Raw genomic sequence first — 17,817 nt, 5'->3', positions numbered from 1 at the left:
TTTAAAGCAGTTCGAAAACGCCAGCTGCTCCCATGCCGCCGCCGATGCACATAGTGACTACACCAAATTGCTGATTGCGCCGCTTCATTTCATGAATAAGGGATAAAGTAAGTTTGGCCCCTGTGCATCCCAGCGGGTGCCCCAGCGCGATGGCACCTCCATTTACGTTTACAATATCTTCATTGAGCCCGAGTTCACGAATAACCTGGATCGATTGGGAAGCAAAGGCCTCGTTCAGTTCAAATAATCCAATATCAGAAAGCTCCAGCCCCGCTAATCTCAGTGCTTTAGGTATGGCAACGATTGGCCCGATTCCCATGACTTCCGGAGGCACCCCGCCTAACGCAAACGAGCGGAATTTTGCCATTGGTTTTAGGCCCTGTGCGTCGGCTTTCTCTTTATCCATCAGCATGACAGCAGCTGCCCCATCACTTGTTTGCGAGGAGTTCCCCGCAGTAACAGATCCGGTCACGGAAAAGGCGGGGCGCAGCTTTCCCAAAACCTCAAGTGATGTATCCGGCCGCACACCTTCATCCCTTTCAAACTGGTAGCTTCTTTCGGTAAGTTTGTGATCTTTGCCGACAGAACGGAGAGTTACATCAACAGGAACTGTTTCATCTGCAAACTTCCCTTCGGCCAAAGCCCTGGCAGCCCGCTGATGGCTTCTTACTGCAAATGCATCCTGCTCTTCCCGTGAAATCCCATATTTGTTTGCTACTGCCTCTGCTGTATGCCCCATTCCCATGTAATATTCCGGAGCGGACTCCGCAAGCTTTGCATTTGGCCTCATGACGTGTCCGGTCATTGGCACCATGCTCATTGACTCAGCCCCTCCGGCAATAATCGTATCCGCAGCCCCAAGCATGATTTTCTCTGCCCCATAGGCGATACTTTGCAGGCCGGAAGAACAAAACCGGTTGATCGTGATGGCCGGAACCTCATAGCTAAGTCCCGCCAGAGCGCCTATATTCCGGGCCATATTCAATCCCTGCTCGGCTTCCGGCATTGCACAGCCAATAATTAAATCATCAATATTCCCTTCATAATTGCCAGCCCGCTTTAAGGTTTCTTTTACTGCAATCGCCCCAAGATCGTCTGGACGGATATTTGCCAGCGAACCTTTCTTCGCTCTTCCGACGGGGGTTCTGGCTCCGGCAACAATTACCGCTTCTCTCATTCCATTCCCTCTCTTTCACAAAATGTCAGCTTCTGTACAGGCCATGGGCCAAGGAGATGAAGCTGGAACTCGAATCTATCAAACTGGTATTTATGAACAGATCATTCTAATTGCGGAGCGGTTTTCCTTTCACAAGCATATGCTGCATCCGCGCTTGCGTTTTCAGTTCAGCTACAAGGCTCAGGAATGCCTCCCGTTCAAGGTCCAGCAAGTATTGTTCATCAACTTTCGTTCCATACGGAACTTTGCCGCCCGATATTACATAGGCAATCTTTTTCGCTATTTTTAAATCGTGTTCGGAAATGTACCCCGATAAAAGCATGTTCTGGGCACCAAGGAGAAGTGTGGCATACCCTGGCTCTCCAACTACCGGCACTGGTTTACGGACAGGTGCTCTGTACCCTTTTTCAGATAATGCCAGTACAGTCTGCTTGGCATCATATAAGAGATGGTCACCGTTTACGCTTACGCCGTCGGAGAGATTGAGAAAATTATTTTCGCGCGCCTCGTCACCCGAAGTAGACACCTTAGCCATGGCAATCGTTTCAAATACTTTGTTGGCTACTTTTTGCAAATCAAAGTCTACTCCATTTGGCAGTCCTTCAAGGTGCCTGATATACAATTCCTTGTTTCCACCGCCCCCAGGAAGCAGGCCAACTCCAACTTCAACCAAACCCATATAGGTCTCCATTGATGCCTGGATATGCACCGCTGGGAGGCATACCTCTGCACCTCCGCCAAGGGTCATTCCAAATGGTGCTGCCACAACTGGTTTAGGACTGTATTTAATCTTCATCATTGCCTGCTGGAAGTGGCGGATTACGAGATCAAGCTCAAAGTAATTGTCATCCTGGGCCTCCATCAGCATCAAAGCCAGATTCGCCCCCACACAGAAGTTCTTTCCCTGGTTGCCGATCACAAGGCCTTTATAATTTCTCCCCACCTCATCAATGGAATAATTAATCATCTGGATGATGTCCATTCCAATCGCATTGTTCGGCGAATGGAATTCCAGTAAAGCTACACCGTCTCCAATATCAATAAGGCTGGCACCGGAATTCCTCTTTATAACTCCGTTTTGCTTTTTCAGCTGCTTAAGATTGATGATTTTAGGATTTGCCTTAAGAGGTTTGTATTCACCTTTAGCATAGAAGGATCTCTGTCCATCCTCATCCTTATAAAATGAGGTGAAGCCTTTTTCCAGCATTTCATTGATCCAGCCGGGGATATTTGTCCCGTCCTCTTGCATCCTCCTAACCGACTTTTCAAGACCAACAGCATCCCATGCTTCAAACGGCCCCATCTCCCAGCCAAATCCCCATTTCATTGCATTATCGATTGCGACAATATCATCTGCAATCGTACCTAATAGCTCAGCGGAATAAATGAAAACCGGGCTGAATATATTCCATAAAAGCGCACCGGCGCGGTCTTCTGCATAGATAAGCGCTTTCAATTTATTGGCACTTCCCTTTTCCTGCTTGCTCAGCTCGATTGAAGGAGTTTTCAGTTTTTTTCTGGGGCCATATTCAAGTGTGCTCGGATCAAGTTCAAGAATGTCCTTGCCTTGCTTCAGGAAGAATCCCTGCCCCGACTTGCTGCCGAGCCAGCCATTCTCACGCATTTTCACCATAAAGTCCGGAACTTTGAAGACATCCTTTTCGGTCTCTTCCACCTGATCATAAACGTTGTTGGCAACATGGATGAAGGTATCCAGGCCGACCACATCGAGTGTACGGAATGTTGCGCTTTTCGGCCTGCCGATGAGTGGACCGGTAATCGAATCAACTTCCCCGATACTGTAGCTGCCTTTTAGCATTTCGCGCACTGTGATCAAAAGCCCATACGTTCCAATTCTGTTCCCGATAAAGTTTGGGGTATCCTTTGCCTCTACAACCCCTTTGCCTAGGCGATTTTCGCCAAATTCCATCATGAAGGAGAGAACCTCTTGATCTGTGTCCTTTGTCGGGATAATCTCAAGCAGCTTCAGATAGCGTGGAGGATTAAAAAAGTGGGTGCCCAGGAAATGCTTGCGAAAGTCTTCCGATCTTCCTTCAGACATGGCTTCTACCGAAATCCCTGAGGTATTGGAGCTGACAATGCTTCCCTGCTTCCGGTGCTTGTCAACGCTTTCAAAAAGCTGTTTCTTGACAGCCAGATTTTCAACGACTACCTCAATGATCCAATCAGCTTCTTTTAAACGTGAAAGATCATCCTCTAGATTGCCCGGCTCTATAAGCGAGAGATTGTTTTTTGACGTAAGTGGTGCAGGCTTTTGTTTTAGAAGCTTCTGAAGAGCTTCCTCCGAGATCCGGTTACGGACTTTTTTGTCCTCCAGGGTTAATCCTTTGTCCTTTTCTTCCTGTATCAGCTCACGAGGAACAATATCGAGCAGCAATGTAGGTATCCCGATATTTGCCAGGTGTGCCGCAATTCCTGAACCCATGACACCAGAACCTAAAACGGCTGCTTTCTGAATCTGACGCATCAAACTTTTCCCCCTTTTGCCCTTTGAATGAATGCTCATTCATTTTTTCACCAAAAAAAATGGCTTGTGAATAAGCGTTGTTACGTTAACTATAAAAGAATTTGGAAATTTTCGCAATAACTATTGGTGGAAAAATTAAAATTTTTAGAAATTTACTTTTAAAGCGTTAAACACTGTCCACTGGAACAAGCTATTAACGGAGGTGAGCAAGATGTCAAGGATGAAGAAAAACCCATCAAAGCGTGGTGTAAGTGCCGCCAGCGTTAAAGGAAATGCAGGACCAACCGTCGAAAATGATGGCGGAGGAAAAGTGAACAGCCAAAACAATCAATATAAGAAATAAGTTACTTGATTCCTGTCTGTCGGCCCGGCCATTTTGCCGGGCGGCGATATACCTTCCTCATTTCTACTCATTCCCAGTCACGCAGGACCTCTCTACCTTACCTCTTTCCCCTTTTCCACCCAGGCCCGGTCACGTAGAACCCCTCTACGTACCCTCTTCCTCAGTTTCTACCCAGGTTTGGTCACGTAGAACTCCTCTACGTACCCTCTTTCTCAGTTTCCACCCTGGTCCGGTCACGTAGGACCTTTCTACCTTACCTCTTTCTCCTTTTACACCCAGGCCCGGTCACGTAGAACCCCTCTACGTACCCTCTTTCTCAGTTTCCACCCTGGTCCGGTCACGTAGGACCTTTCTACCTTACCTCTTTCTCCTTTTACACCCAGGCCCGGTCACGTAGAACCCCTCTACGTACCCTCTTTCCCCTTTTCCACCAATTACGGTCACTTTCCCCTGCCTTACACCGCTCCCTTGTCTCCAACAGGACTAGTGTACGCCGCCATCCTTTGATACTGGTATTCGCTTCACACAAGTCCGGGGATCCCTTTTAAAACTCCTTACTTAAGAACCATTGCTGCTACTTTTTAAAGATTCCTTTTAAAATAAAGGCTGCGTTAGCCGGGCGCTCGGCGATCCTTCGCATGAAATACCCATACCAGTCGGTACCGTATGGGACATAGACACGAATGGTGTAGCCTTCCTCAGCAAGCTCGATCTGGCGTTCCGGTCTTATCCCGTACAGCATTTGAAACTCAAATTGGCTGTTAGGGATATTGTTTTCTTTTACATACTTCTTTGTATGCTCAATGATGGCATCATCATGGGAGGCGATTGCTGTATAATTTCCATTTTGCAAATGCATTTCAATTATTTTTTTCAGATTTTTATCCACATCTGCCTTATTGGGGAAGGCGACCTCCGAGGATTCCTTGTAAGCCCCTTTTACCAGACGGAGGCTGGCTGAATAATTGTTCAGATCCAAGATATCCTGCTCGGACCGATAAAGGTAGGATTGGATGACGGTGCCTATGTTTTCCGATTCGATACGCAGCTTTTTAAAAATATCCAGGGTTTTTTGGCAGCGGGAATAGTTCTCCATATCAATCGTGACAAATACCTGGTTTTCTTCTGCTTCCTTGAGGATTCGACGCATGTTCTCCCTGACCAGATTCTCCGAGATGTCAAGGCCCATAGAGGTCAGTTTGAGGCTGAGCTGCGAATTAAGCTTTTCTCTGCCAATGGCGTTGATCGCTTCAATGGTTTGATCTGCCATTTCATTGGCTTCTTTTTCATTATCAACAAATTCACCAAGATAATCGATTGTCACAGCCAGGCCTTTCCCATTGAGTTCCTTGATCACCTTGACAGCATCGTCTATCGTCTCCCCTGCTACAAAGCGGGAGGCTCCGAAGCTGGAACCATACTTTTTTGCGAATCTGGTCATCATGCGATTCGTGGACAAAAACAGAAAGAAATCCCTCATGAGTTTCTCCATCTTATTTATCTCTCCTTATTCGAAAAGATCGATGCCGAACCAAATTTTAAAACGCTTGCCCGAACTTTGAAAAAATCCCTTCTCTTTATAGTATTGTAATGAAATCGTAATGGTCATTGTTCGTTCGATTAATACTTTTATATAACTATATTTAGTGCGACGATTCCCTGCGGCAAAAAAAATAAACCACTTTGCACAAAATGGTTTATCAGGCATCTTTCCTTATTTCTTTTTTAGACGGTTCTGTTCGTTTAATTCTTTAATTTCTTTAATGACCTGCAAGATATTTTCTTTTCCATCAGGATAACTGCTGTTCCAGTGTTTCGCAAGGGGAGGCATGGATTTTGCGATATGATTATAAATGACCCACGATTTTACTTTTTCTATATGTTCGTCGGTCGCCTCGCCGACCAGCAATTCTGTATATTTTTCGAGCAAACCTTCTATTTGTTCTGTTAAAGTATTTTTCAATGCTTGTTCCTCTTTCCCGTATTAAATTGCCTGCAATATAACGGGCAGTTTTTGCAGTATGTCCTCTTCTCCCCCAGCTGGTAGGTAAAGCAGCATGTTTTCCTGATTCGGACGGATTCATCCAATTCTTCCAAATAGGTTGGCTCTACATTATACCTTTCCAGGGGATTGCGATTATATGGACCAAAGACGGACCCAGGGGCGGCTTTTACAAGATAGTGAAAATCTTCCTGGTACTTTCCTTCGAGGATGTTTCCATAGAGCCAGTATATGTATACGGCGATATTTTCCCAAAGGATGAATTTTGTCAGCTTTCCCTCCGTGGCAAGTGCATCAAGTACAGGATAGACAATTTCCTTAAATAAATGCCGCAACGCCTCTTCTCTCCATTGTTCTCTGCTTCCGCCTGCAAACTCCTCCGCTGAAAGGTTTTCCATGGAGTAATCAGGCAGCCAGTTCCCATCCTTGCTGTTGCTTTGCAGGAGCAGGGAATCCAAAGTAAAACAAAGTCTCTTGTTCCACGCTGATAAAGCATACAAATAAATCACTGCGACAAATGCAAATCGTTTTGTAAAAACAGAAGCGGCCACCTTAAAGTCCGGAGCTTTGATTTCTTTTTTGACATCTTCCAAAAAGGCAGCCATTTTATCGGAACTTAGCAGGTCTCCAATTTTAATGGCCGAACCCTCTTCCTCAAGCTGTGAAGAGTACCTGAACCTTGAGAGCTCGGATGCCTCTCTGGGAGTTAGCTTAACGGGCATTGGCCATGTCGCCCTTCGTAAGGATACAGCGCCCTTTCCCGTAAGGAATGCAGAGCGGTGTTCCAAACAGGGGATCAATCGTTACTTCACAGTCCATCTCAAAAACATTTTTTACCAGGCCGCAATTGATGACATGTTCCGGCTTTCCTTGTGCATAAACCTTTTGATCTTTAATCGCGACAATATTATGGGCATACCGGCATGCAAGGTTCAGGTCATGAAGGACCATAAGAATCGTCCGACCTTCCTGCTCGTTTAATTCAAACAGAAGATCAAGAATTTCGATTTGATGAGTCATGTCCAGATAGGTTGTCGGTTCATCGAGAAGAATAATATCCGTATCCTGGGCCAGTGTCATGGCAATCCATGCCCGCTGGCGCTGTCCGCCTGAAAGGGAATCAACGGGTCGGTCCTTTAAATCTTCAATTCCGGTAGCTTTTAAAGCATTTTGGACTTTTGCTTCGTCCTCGGCCGACCACTGCTTCAGCCATGTCTGATAAGGGTAACGGCCCTGTTTGACAAGCTGAAGAACCGTCAGTCCTTCTGGTGCAGTTGGCGACTGAGGCAATATCGCCATTTTTTTAGCCACTTCTTTCGTTGAAAGGCTGGATATGGCTGATCCTTCAAGGAGAACTGCACCGGACTTTGGCTTAAGGAGCCTTGCAATCGAACGAAGGAGCGTCGACTTCCCGCACCCATTTCCCCCGATAAAAACAGTGATTTCTCCTTTTGGGATCTCAATGTCAAGTTCATTAATGATAATTGAATCTCCATAAGAAAGCGTCAGTTTCTTCGCTTCTACTGCCTGGCCCATTTTGACCGCCCCTTTTTTAAATGATTTCTATCTATTAAGCATTCCGTGTCTTAAATAGCAAATAGATAAAGTATGGTGCCCCAATACTGGCTGTAAAGACTCCTGCAGGTATTTCAAGTGGTGAAAATAAGGTTCGTCCGATCAAATCGGCTACCATTACCAATATCCCGCCGAGCAGTGCCGAAACAGGCAGCAAAGCACCGAAGTCCGAGCCGACCAGCCTTCTTGCCATATGCGGAGCCATCAGCCCGACAAACCCGATTCCACCGGCAAAGGCTACGGACCCTCCGATCAAGGCTGTACTGATCATCAATAAAATAAACCGCTGCCTCTGGACATATCCTCCAAGCCCTGTTGCAATTTCGTCCCCGAGCTCCTGGATATTTACCGCCCGGGAATAAATAAAGGCGATAACCAGAAACAGCATTATCCATGGAACGAGCACCTTTACATTGTTCCAGTTTGAACCGTAAACGGTCCCTGTAATCCAGATGTTTGCCTGGCTTGTTTGATAGATTGGACCAAGAACCATCATCATCGTGGTCAGGGCCTTCATCAATGTCATCAAGCCTATCCCAATCAGTACAAGCCTGATGGGGGAAACTCCATTTTTCCACGCGAGCAGGTAAACGAGGAGAGCGACAACAGCGGCCCCGATAAAAGCAGCTACGGGAAGCCACTGGATGCTGACGGTCAATGAATGGTTTTTATCGCTGAAAATGGCTAAAAACCCGACAACCGCTACCGCTGCCCCTCCTGTTATCCCCAGAATATCGGGTGAGGCCAAGGGATTCCGGATCATTCCCTGGAGGATTCCGCCTGCTACAGCCAGCCCCATCCCTACCATAAGTGCCACAATGATTCTCGGCAGTCGAAATGTATGAATTACAAGGCGGTCCATTTCAGTCCCGCCCCCGAAAAATACCTGTAAAACGGAAAATGGAGAGATGTTCATTTCTCCCAGCCCTGTACTTAACACAAACACCAGGACTGTGAGCAGCAGCAGCCCCAAAAACGTCAACAGTGCCTTGTAATCAATAAGAAAAGAGATTCTCTCTTGATTTAAACGTAAACTTTTGTATCTTTTCATCGCCCATTGAACCCCTTTCTGGCAATGTAAATGAAAAATGGGGTTCCAATGATGGCGGTCATGACTCCGACTGGAACCTCCTGAGGCATCAGGATATACCTGGAGGCAATATCTGCCGCAACCAGCAGGATCCCGCCCAGGACTCCAGCAAAAGGTATGACCCAGCGATGGTCAATGCCAACAATTGACCGGGTAAGATGCGGGATCACGATGCCAATAAACCCGATTGGCCCCGAAACTGCTACTGCCCCTCCGGATAATAAAATGACAATCAGGCCGATGCCTATTTTTAAGAGGCCAGTATTCAAGCCAAGCCCCTTCGCCACATCCTCCCCCATCGACAGAACATTTAGCTTAGCGGATATCAATAGAGCTCCAATCCAGCCGGCAGCCAGATAAGGAAAGACGACCGTCAGATTTTCAAGCTTTCTTCCGGCTACAGAACCAGCAAGCCAAAAGAGTGCCTGTTCAAGGGCTGCTTCATTTATCACTAATAGTCCCTGGGTGAAGGAAGCAAACATCGCAGTCATTGCAGCTCCAGCCAGGGTCAGCTTCATTGGTGTCAGTCCTTCGCGCCCCAGAGATCCCACTCCATATACACTAATGGCGGCTACCGCAGCGCCGGCGAACGAAAGCCATGTAAATAGCTCAAGATTCCCTGCACCGAAGATGGTCATGGCAATGACCACAGCCACCCCCGCCCCGGCATTCACTCCAAATATATCCGGAGAAGCCAGCGGATTTTTCGTCAGCGTTTGCATCAGAACTCCAGCGATGGCAAGGCTTCCGCCGACAGCGGCAGCAATCAGCGAGCGCGGGAGCCTCACCGATTCAATCACAATATGTTCATTAGAGCCATTAAAGCTCGTAAAAGCGTCAATGGCCATTTTCCAAGTCGTATCTGTATATCCGTAAACAATGCTTGCACACATTAAGAAAATTAACAGGAGAATGGCGATAAAAAGGCCCACCCACTTATGGACCGGATTTAACAGCTGCATAGGAATAACCTTTCCGAACAATCTATTATTGTCTATAACATTTACGTTTTTTCAAGTTTTAGTCTATTGGTCCAGTGGGATTATGTCAATGACTTTGAAAATCATTTTCATTTAGCTATTTATGGAATGTTTTAAATAATTGAAAATGATTTTCAATTAAGTGTTGACTGCCTGCCTGTTTCATTTTAAAATTAGTCTGTAATTGATAATCATTATCATTGATATTATGGGAGGTTACATATTTATGAAAGGCTTTAAATCTTTACTCACACTCCTTTCCCTTCTTTCCCTCCTGCTTCTGGCAGCCTGCGGGAATAACGAAAAGGACGAAGCCGCAAATGAAAAAGATGCCGGCGACAGCGGGGAAAAAACAGGTTATACAATTGAGCATGCAATGGGAACGGCCACACTGGAGAAAACTCCTGAAAAGGTGGTCATCCTTACAAATGAAGGAACAGAAGCCTTGCTGGCACTTGGAGTTAAACCTGTCGGTGCTGTCCAATCCTGGCTTGGCGACCCCTGGTATGACCATATCAAAGGAGATATGGAAGGTGTTGAAGTTGTAGGACTTGAAAGTGAAGTGAACCTGGAAAAAATCGCTTCTTTAAAACCAGATTTAATTATTGGAAACAAGCTTCGCCATGAAGCGGTCTACAGCCAGTTAAATGCCATTGCTCCTACTGTCTTCTCGGAGACGCTCAGGGGAGACTGGAAAGAAAACTTTAAGCTTTATGCAAAAGCGTTAAACCTTGAAGACAAAGGAAATGATGTCCTGAATGATTTCGACAGCCATGTTGCAGAAATAAAAGAAAAGCTTGGAGATAAGGTCAATCAGGAAGTATCAGTTGTTCGTTTTATGGCTGGAAAGTCCAGGATCTATTATACGGATTCGTTTTCCGGAGTCATTTTTGACCAATTAGGATTTAAGCGGGCAGAGCATCAGGCTGAACTGTTCACCGAAGAGAATCAGCTTGGGAACCTGGCAATCGAGGTCGGAAAAGAAGTCATTCCGAAAATGGATGGAGATATCCTTTTCTATTTCACTTATGCTCCCAATGGAGACAAAGAAGCTTTAAATACCGCTGAAGAATGGACAAATGATCCACTTTGGAAGAATCTGAGTGCAGTGAAAAACAATAATGCCCACGAGGTCAGCGATGCGATCTGGAATACTGCCGGAGGCGTTATGGCGGCCAATGCGATGCTTGATGACCTTGAAAAGATCATGGCTGAAAAATAATCCTCTTTAATAAACATCCGTAAAACCCGCATTTATTTGCGGGTTTTTTCTTTTTTTTCATAAACCTGCCTTTTTTGGCAAAAGCTAAACGCAAACTTCTGAAGTGGTGAGGCACATGGGACATTTTTTTAAGAGAAAGCGGCGGATGCAGAACGAACGTTCAAGCAGTCCTGAAAAGAATCAGCAACATACTCAGAATAAAAACGAAGAAAAAAAGAATTCAGAGGACTGGGAAAAAACATTCCTCAAATCCAAGGACTTTACAAAAACGAATTATATCAATCAAAAAACAGGCAAACCTTTCACCTTTGTTTTTATGTCCACCCTTGTGGATGAAAAGATACTGAGCAACAGTGTCCTCCCGGCTTTACTTGAAGAAGAGCTTTATCAGCTTTCGGATATCAAAAAGCTGCTCCCTATTCCTGATGTCCAGCTTTCCACGGAAAAATCAGAGATTGAGAAAAAGCTGTTCAATGGGTATGTCATGCTGTTTTTAGATAATGACAAAAGCCTATTTGCCTTCATTGCGGCACAAAAGGAAGTTAGCCGGTCGGTTTCAGCGCCTGAAATTGAGTTTAGCGTTGTGGGGCCGAAGGAAGCCTTTGTAGAATCCCTCCGGCAGAACATCAATATGGTCCGAAAGCGGATGCCGATCAAGGAACTGGTAAGTGAGGAGTTTACCCTCGGGAGTCTATCGAAAACAAAGATATCCATTTTACACGTTGAAGGGATCACCAACGATGAAATCATTCAGACAGTCCGCCAGCGGATTAAGAATATTGAATTTGATGAAATCGTCGACAGCTCCTATATTGTCCAGCTTATTTCTGACAACGAGAGCTCGCCTTTCCCTCAGCTGCTTGATACAGAACGTCCTGACCGGGTTGCGGCCATCCTGGCTGAGGGGAAAATTGCGATTTTGGTAGACGGTTCTCCTCATGCATTAATCGGGCCAACGACACTGATTGAGTTTTTCAGCTCATTTGAGGATTATTTTCTGAACTGGGTCCTGTCCTCTTTCTTTAGATTGATTCGTGTCTTTGGAGTAGCCTTTTCGATTTTGATTACACCCATATATGTTGCTGCTCTTACCTATCATTACGAGCTGATCCCTAAGGATCTCCTCGGGACATTGATCAATTCCCGCAGGGTTGTTCCCTTCCCGCCTATCCTGGAAGCTTTATTTCTGGAAATCACCATTGAACTCCTTAGGGAGGCAGGCGCTAGATTGCCTACCAAGGTCGGCCAGACGATTGGTATCGTGGGCGGTATCGTACTTGGGACTGCATCGGTTGAAGCCGGGCTGACTTCCAACGTCCTTTTGATTTTCATCGCACTCGCAGCTCTTGCTGCTTTTACCACACCGGTTTATAAAATGAGCAACACCATCAGGCTTTTGCGCTTTCCTTTTCTCCTGATGGCGGAATTATGGGGGCTCCTTGGAATCACCATTGCTTTTTGCTTTCTTATGACCCACCTAATCCGGCTGACCTCTCTTGGACATCCTTTCCTTGAGCCCTTGTATCCGCCACGGGTGCAGGATTTGAAAGATGCTTTTATCCGAGGTTCTTTTAAAGATTTAAACCGCCGTCCGAGCTATTTGCGGACGAAGGATCCGATTCGTTTCAGCGGTGAAAAAAGCCATAAGAAAAAGGATATTGATGAATGATCATTGGAAGGCAGGTAGGAATCATGCACAAACCCATTCAGGATAGGTTTAAAATATCGCCCTTCCTCCCTCTATATGTGATTATGGCAATGCAGATTGGAATAGGTGTTCTCGGCTTTCAGCGGGTTGTAGCCAAAGATGCAGGGAATGATGCCTGGATTTCAGTATTAGGGGCCGGTCTGATTATCCATGTCATAGTATGGGTGATGTACAAAATATGCGAAACGGTCCAAGGAGATGTCCTTACTGCCAATGTATACGTATTTGGGAAAATCGCAGGAAACGCTCTGAACAGTTTTTTTATTTTCTATTACATTTTAACCTGTGCGGGAGTTCTCGGCGGCCTGATTGAAATCATTAAAGTATGGATGTTTCCAGAATTAAACACCTTTGTGTTTGCTTCCGTTTATCTCTTATTGGCTGTATACATCATTAATGGCGGACTCAGGACGGTTGCCGGCATGGCTTTTTTCTCTCTCGTTCTTCCAGCCTATTTGCTGCTGGTTTTTGGCCTTGCAGTCAAGCATGCTGATTTCACGAATTTATTGCCTGTTTTCGACCATACATTAATCGATATGATAAAAAGCGGGTACAGGATGTCACTCACTTACCTGGGGTATGATGTGCTTCTGTTTATTTACCCATTCATCAAAGAACCGCAGAAATCAAAAAAATGGGCGCATCTTGGGGTTTTTTTTACAACGATTCTTTACACGGTTTTAGCGATCCTCACCTTTGCCTATTTTTCAGGCGGCCTGCTGGAAAAATCCATCTGGCCGACACTGGAAATGTGGAAAATCGTTCAGCTTCCTTTTATTGAACGGTTTGAGTATATCGGGATCGCTAACTGGGCCATCATTATTATCCCGAACGTGGCGATATCACTATGGGTGGCAAGCCGGGTCACAAAGCAGGTATTTCATCTAAAGCAGCGTAAAGGGGTAATAGTCGCAGCATTGCTATGCCTTGGAATATTGATGTTTCTAAACAGTCGCGAGAGGATCAATATGGTTCTGGATCTGACGGCCTTACTGAGCTTTGCCGTTTCCTATTTGTTTATTCCTTTCCTCTATTTGTCCGTTTTAATTGCAAAGAAGGTGAAAAAGAAGTGAGGGGTCAAAAACTTTTCTTATTGTTGCTAAGCTTGATGCTTCTTTCAGGCTGTGTTCAAAAGGAAGTCGTGGATGATGTCAATATTGCGGTAGGCATCGGCCTTGATAAAAAAGATGACCAGATTCTCGGAAGCGTGATGATCCCTGTCTATAAGACGGACCGGTCCATTGAAAATTTTACCTTTACTTCAAAGGGAACCGTTACCAGGGATATCATTTTCCAGATGTCCCATAAATCCTCCCAGCCCATCGTAACTGGAAGCCTAGAGGTTGGACTGTTTGGGGAAGAGGTTGCAAGAGAGGGAATTATTGAATTTCTCGATGCCTTTCAGCGTGACCCCAGCGTTGGTGCAAGGGTATACCTGGCAGTCGTTGATGGAACAGCAAGCGAAATTTTCAAAGGAAATTATGGAGACCGGGGCAATGCCATTTATCTTTCCGGTTTGATCCAGCAGAATACGGAGCGGGGCAATATGCCCCTCACGAATGTTCACCAATTTTTATTTGATTTCTATCAGAAAGGGAAAGACCCTTTTCTTCCCCTGCTAAAGAAGACTCAGCCTGATCTGGTAAATATAGCAGGCGTAGCACTTTTTAAAGATGAAAAAGTCATTGATTCCATCCCCACATCCAAGATGTTTTACTTTAAGCTGCTGGTTGATGAATATAGCGAGGGGACGATAAAGATAAAAGCGGACAATAAAGAATCAGTGATTAAAAGCCTTAAGTCAAAATATAAATTTCGGCTAAAAAAGAGGAGCCCTTATGAATTTGACATCCATATCAATATCGATGCGCTCGTTAGCGAGTATACCGGCCGAACGGTATCGAAAAAGGTTGTTAAAAAAATTGAAAAGCAGCTAGAAAGACAAGTTGCTTCAGAATGCACCAAATTAATCAAGAAATTTCAGGAAAAGAATATCGATCCCATTGGTTTGGGCCATTTTGCAAAAACACAGACAAGGGGGTTTGATTTTACCAAATGGACTGAAGAATACCCAAATGCCGAGGTTAAAGTAAGTGTTGATGTGTCAATCGCTGAAGTAGGAGTGGTTGAATGAAGAAGAGCAAAGGCTCCGGCCTTTGCTCTTTTATGCACTCGTGGAAAACATATATTTTTTATAATGATAACGAATCGAAAAAATCAGGGAGATGGCGAGCATATTGCCCATCAGTGAGCTCCCCCCATAGCTGACAAAGGGAAGGGGAATTCCGGTTATGGGCAGCAAACCAATCGTCATGCCGATATTCTGGAACACGTGGAAGGTGATCATGCTAATCACACCGACACATAAATAGGTGTAAAAGTCATTTTTCGTTTCCATGCCAATCTTGGTGATTTGATAGACCAGAAGGAAGAATAAACTGATCAGGACACTTGCCCCCACAAAGCCAAATTCCTCACCGACAATACTGAAGATAAAATCGGTATGGCTCTCCGGCAAATAGACCTCGCGTGTTCCGTACCCTTTGCCTGTTGTTTCACCAGATCCAATTGCCAGAAGCGATCTTGTCAGCTGAAAGCCTGTCGTGCTCTGATAGTTATATGGATCAAGCCACGAATAGATCCGTCCAAACTGATACTCCTTAACACCTAAATACTTTTCAAGAATCTGAGGTTTCCAGATGACAAAATAAAAGATCACGGAAATCAGCGTAATACCTGTCCCAAATATAGGGACAAGGATTTTCCATGAGATACCGGAGATAAAGATCATCCCCAGCATAATCGCCAGAAAGACGAGCGATGTCCCAAGGTCAGGCTGCTGCATGACGAGCATCAAGGGAACAAAAGTAACCAGGCCGATTTTAATCAGCAGCCATATATCGGAGGAAATAGTCTTTATTGTATTTTTTTGATGATGATCGTGAATGACCCGGGCCAGCGCCAGGATAATGAATACTTTGACGAACTCCGAGGGCTGGAGTGAGCTTAACCCCGGTACTCTGTACCAGCTCTTTGCCCCATTGATGGTTGGAGCAATGCTGCTGGGGGCAACAATCAGCCCTGCCAGCAATATAATCCCGAAGCCATAGGCAAACCAGGTCAGCTTTCGCAGCTGCTCGGAATCCAGTGTAATGACACCGGCAATAATGCCGATCCCTACTGCATACCAGATTACTTGTTTTAATAGAAAATTCTCTCCGTATTGCCCGGTTGTCTGGGCACTGTAAATGGAAATGCAGCTTGCTAAAAACAATAAAAACAATATCATGACCAGCCCATAATCAAGCCGGGTGTTATTTTTTTGATTGGAAGTCATCATTTTTTCCCCTTTAGTGAAGAACTGTACAATAGTTTATTATATTTTTTTCGACAGGAAATAACAACTTCTCACTTAACATTGGGTATTTTTACAAAGGAAATAGTTCTATTTTCTTAGCTACACACTTAAAAAATGCACACCACAGTCCTGGCATGCATTTCCTTTATGAACAGCTGCCCCCGCCAAGAACGACTAGCCCATCATTCCACTCGTCATACTCCAGAACAATGTCTTCCGCTGCCTCCTGAAGCCTGGGATCAAGCGCTACAACAATTTCATTCTCAATTATAACTCCATCTTTTTCTTCCGGCTCATCCAGAGCCAGTCCTATCTCAGGCCCGCCTCAGCCATAGCCGGCAAAATACAGCCTGATTCCTTCAGCATTGCGTTCCTCAAGAACCTCTTTAAGGAAATCCCTTGCTTTATCAGAAATTCGCATTTTCACGTTCCTTTCCATGGTCAAATCACCACTGTACAGAAGTTTACCATGGGAAGCCGGGGAAAATACAGCATCATGCTTGTGGCATTGTGCAATGGCCGAGTAACAAGTTTTCGCAGAGAGATGCTGAAGCAGCCGCTTTTAAATAGCAGTGGCCATCGCTCTGTATCTGTATGGAGGAATCCCTCTATACTTCAGTATGTCCTCTCTATACTGAAGTATGTCTCTATACGCGAGTATGGCCTCTATGAAGGAGTAAGCTGCTCTTATGCGAGAGTCAGGAAACTGCTCTTAAACCTGAGTACTCATTCTTTTATAAAGAAAACCATTCTAGCCGGTGTTAACCTGCCCTGCCTCCTTCTATTAGGCTATCATCTTTGCCCTCTGTTATAAGCGGCAAAAATTTGTCTAAATTGTGAACAGAATTTTACAAAACTCAACAAAACTTAACGATTTTATCCATTTTTAACGTTTTTTGAAGGAATTTTGTTTGTTTTAGAGTAATTACAATAAGGAGGTGAGCAGTTGGTGAACCATACATATACTCCGGATGAAATTGCATCCATGTTCAAGATTTCTAAATATACAGTTTATGAACTGATTAAGAGAGGCGAATTAACCGCGTTTAAGGTTGGCAATAAAATGCGGATCGAGCATAAGGAGGTGGAGCGGTTTAAAGGGAACAGGACACCCGCTCCCAACTCCCTGCCCAGAGGCCCCGGGAACGCTCCCTTCTCAACCGGTCGTGCATTACATCTTGCCGGGAGCCATGATTTCCTTGTTGAACACCTTGTAAAATATACAGGGGCTGAATCTGCGGGAATAAGTATACAGCCTTCCTTTATAGGCAGCCTTGAAGGTCTGATGATGCTTCACCGCGGCAGTGCTGATATTGCAGCCATGCACCTGCTCGATCCTGTGTCCCATGAATACAATCTTCCTTTTATCCGGCAGCTGTTTGTCCATGAGCATATAACCGTTGTACGGCTGGCCTCCCGCAAGCAAGGTTTCATTGTTGCCAAAGGAAACCCAAAAAAGATCACTGGCTTTCAGGATTTGGCACGCCCGGATGTAACAATGGTGAATCGCCAGAAAGGTGCTGGCACCCGATTTCTGCTCGACTCCTCCCTCGCAGATCAATCAATAAGTCCTGCCACCATCAATGGATATCAGACAGAAGAATGGACTCATCTTGGGGCTGCCGCGCATATCAGCCGGGGATCTGCCGATGTCGCTTTTGGGATTCAATACGCTGCCTGTCAGCTTGGGCTGGACTTCATTCCTGTAACCGTGGAGAACTTTGATCTGGTTTTCCGCTGGACTCCAGAAAACAGGACAGCCCTTCAGCATCTGCTCGATCTAATCCATTTCACCACTTTCAGGGACAGTGTTCAGGAGCTGGATGGCTATGATGCTGCCGAGCTTGGAAGCATCATTTATGAACAACATTAAT

The 17,817-nt window shown here is 45.3% G+C and carries 15 protein-coding genes; 6 read left to right on the top strand and 9 right to left on the bottom strand.

Annotated elements, in window-relative coordinates; genetic code table 11:
* Position 1 precedes the first annotated feature (1 nt).
* Both EV146_RS06705 and EV146_RS06700 read right to left on the bottom strand, forming a co-directional pair.
* Entirely contained in the window at positions 2 to 1,177 is a 1,176-nt protein-coding gene (locus tag EV146_RS06705; protein ID WP_132003644.1) for an acetyl-CoA C-acetyltransferase, read from the bottom strand.
* Between the two features lie 106 nt (positions 1,178 to 1,283).
* Complete coding sequence (locus EV146_RS06700) at positions 1,284 to 3,665, bottom strand: 3-hydroxyacyl-CoA dehydrogenase/enoyl-CoA hydratase family protein (RefSeq protein WP_132003641.1); 2,382 nt, start codon at positions 3,663 to 3,665, stop codon at positions 1,284 to 1,286.
* A gap of 211 nt (positions 3,666 to 3,876) precedes the next feature.
* Here EV146_RS06700 and EV146_RS06695 point away from each other — a divergent pair, with 211 nt between their 5' ends.
* Entirely contained in the window at positions 3,877 to 4,008 is a 132-nt protein-coding gene (locus EV146_RS06695) for a YuzL family protein (RefSeq protein WP_132003638.1), read from the top strand.
* A 574-nt stretch (positions 4,009 to 4,582) separates the two neighbouring features.
* On the opposite strand, the gene EV146_RS06690 is transcribed toward EV146_RS06695, so the two are convergent.
* From EV146_RS06690 to EV146_RS06665, 6 genes are all read right to left on the bottom strand, one after another.
* The gene (locus EV146_RS06690) at positions 4,583 to 5,500 is read right to left on the bottom strand and encodes a proline dehydrogenase family protein (protein WP_132003635.1); all 918 of its coding nucleotides are present in this window, start codon (positions 5,498 to 5,500) and stop codon (positions 4,583 to 4,585) included.
* 222 nt (positions 5,501 to 5,722) lie between these two features.
* Complete coding sequence (locus EV146_RS06685; RefSeq protein ID WP_132003632.1) at positions 5,723 to 5,971, bottom strand: DUF2573 family protein; 249 nt, start codon at positions 5,969 to 5,971, stop codon at positions 5,723 to 5,725.
* Positions 5,968 to 6,732: an IucA/IucC family C-terminal-domain containing protein gene (locus tag EV146_RS06680; RefSeq protein ID WP_132003629.1), complete on the bottom strand. Its 765-nt coding sequence runs from the start codon at positions 6,730 to 6,732 to the stop codon at positions 5,968 to 5,970. Before EV146_RS06680 ends, EV146_RS06685 begins: the two co-directional genes overlap by 4 nt.
* Complete coding sequence (locus tag EV146_RS06675) at positions 6,722 to 7,546, bottom strand: ABC transporter ATP-binding protein (protein ID WP_132003626.1); 825 nt, start codon at positions 7,544 to 7,546, stop codon at positions 6,722 to 6,724. Before EV146_RS06675 ends, EV146_RS06680 begins: the two co-directional genes overlap by 11 nt.
* Positions 7,547 to 7,580: 34 nt before the next feature.
* Positions 7,581 to 8,636 (bottom strand): FecCD family ABC transporter permease, encoded by a 1,056-nt coding sequence (locus EV146_RS06670; RefSeq protein ID WP_132003623.1) that lies wholly within the window; start codon positions 8,634 to 8,636, stop codon positions 7,581 to 7,583.
* Entirely contained in the window at positions 8,633 to 9,637 is a 1,005-nt protein-coding gene (locus tag EV146_RS06665; RefSeq protein WP_132003620.1) for a FecCD family ABC transporter permease, read from the bottom strand. The genes EV146_RS06670 and EV146_RS06665 overlap by 4 nt, the downstream gene beginning before the upstream one ends.
* A 244-nt stretch (positions 9,638 to 9,881) precedes the next feature.
* Here EV146_RS06665 and EV146_RS06660 point away from each other — a divergent pair, with 244 nt between their 5' ends.
* From EV146_RS06660 to EV146_RS06645, 4 genes are all read left to right on the top strand, one after another.
* Positions 9,882 to 10,877, top strand: a complete 996-nt coding sequence (locus EV146_RS06660) for an ABC transporter substrate-binding protein (RefSeq protein ID WP_132003617.1) — start codon at positions 9,882 to 9,884, stop codon at positions 10,875 to 10,877.
* Positions 10,878 to 11,022: 145 nt separating this feature from the next.
* Positions 11,023 to 12,546: a spore germination protein gene (locus tag EV146_RS06655; protein ID WP_132003794.1), complete on the top strand. Its 1,524-nt coding sequence runs from the start codon at positions 11,023 to 11,025 to the stop codon at positions 12,544 to 12,546.
* Positions 12,543 to 13,658, top strand: a complete 1,116-nt coding sequence (locus EV146_RS06650; RefSeq protein ID WP_219916248.1) for a GerAB/ArcD/ProY family transporter — start codon at positions 12,543 to 12,545, stop codon at positions 13,656 to 13,658. Before EV146_RS06655 ends, EV146_RS06650 begins: the two co-directional genes overlap by 4 nt.
* Positions 13,655 to 14,719, top strand: coding sequence for a Ger(x)C family spore germination protein (locus EV146_RS06645; RefSeq protein ID WP_241993833.1), 1,065 nt, complete (start codon positions 13,655 to 13,657; stop codon positions 14,717 to 14,719). The genes EV146_RS06650 and EV146_RS06645 overlap by 4 nt, the downstream gene beginning before the upstream one ends.
* A gap of 30 nt (positions 14,720 to 14,749) precedes the next feature.
* On the opposite strand, the gene rodA is transcribed toward EV146_RS06645, so the two are convergent.
* Complete coding sequence (gene rodA / locus EV146_RS06640) at positions 14,750 to 15,922, bottom strand: rod shape-determining protein RodA (RefSeq protein WP_132003786.1); 1,173 nt, start codon at positions 15,920 to 15,922, stop codon at positions 14,750 to 14,752.
* A 970-nt stretch (positions 15,923 to 16,892) separates the two neighbouring features.
* Here rodA and EV146_RS06635 point away from each other — a divergent pair.
* Complete coding sequence (locus EV146_RS06635; protein ID WP_241993840.1) at positions 16,893 to 17,816, top strand: substrate-binding domain-containing protein; 924 nt, start codon at positions 16,893 to 16,895, stop codon at positions 17,814 to 17,816.
* Position 17,817: the final 1 nt, after the last annotated feature.

It is taken from the genome of Mesobacillus foraminis (genome assembly GCF_004340465.1).
Classification (GTDB): Bacteria; Bacillota; Bacilli; order Bacillales; family Cytobacillaceae; genus Mesobacillus_B; species Mesobacillus_B foraminis.
This window is presented reverse-complemented; position numbering and strand designations above follow the sequence as displayed.

Excerpts from the sequence above, each read along its gene's own strand:
- EV146_RS06705 (WP_132003644.1), bottom strand. The coding sequence starts at position 1,177 with ATGAGAGAAGCGGTAATTGTTGCCGGAGCCAGAACCCCCGTCGGAAGA.
- EV146_RS06700 (WP_132003641.1), bottom strand. The coding sequence starts at position 3,665 with ATGCGTCAGATTCAGAAAGCAGCCGTTTTAGGTTCTGGTGTCATGGGT.
- EV146_RS06695 (WP_132003638.1), top strand. The coding sequence starts at position 3,877 with ATGTCAAGGATGAAGAAAAACCCATCAAAGCGTGGTGTAAGTGCCGCC.
- EV146_RS06690 (WP_132003635.1), bottom strand. The coding sequence starts at position 5,500 with ATGGAGAAACTCATGAGGGATTTCTTTCTGTTTTTGTCCACGAATCGC.
- EV146_RS06680 (WP_132003629.1), bottom strand. The coding sequence starts at position 6,732 with ATGCCCGTTAAGCTAACTCCCAGAGAGGCATCCGAGCTCTCAAGGTTC.
- EV146_RS06675 (WP_132003626.1), bottom strand. The coding sequence starts at position 7,546 with ATGGGCCAGGCAGTAGAAGCGAAGAAACTGACGCTTTCTTATGGAGAT.
- EV146_RS06670 (WP_132003623.1), bottom strand. The coding sequence starts at position 8,636 with ATGAAAAGATACAAAAGTTTACGTTTAAATCAAGAGAGAATCTCTTTT.
- EV146_RS06665 (WP_132003620.1), bottom strand. The coding sequence starts at position 9,637 with ATGCAGCTGTTAAATCCGGTCCATAAGTGGGTGGGCCTTTTTATCGCC.
- EV146_RS06660 (WP_132003617.1), top strand. The coding sequence starts at position 9,882 with ATGAAAGGCTTTAAATCTTTACTCACACTCCTTTCCCTTCTTTCCCTC.
- EV146_RS06655 (WP_132003794.1), top strand. The coding sequence starts at position 11,023 with ATGCAGAACGAACGTTCAAGCAGTCCTGAAAAGAATCAGCAACATACT.
- EV146_RS06650 (WP_219916248.1), top strand. The coding sequence starts at position 12,543 with ATGATCATTGGAAGGCAGGTAGGAATCATGCACAAACCCATTCAGGAT.
- rodA (WP_132003786.1), bottom strand. The coding sequence starts at position 15,922 with ATGACTTCCAATCAAAAAAATAACACCCGGCTTGATTATGGGCTGGTC.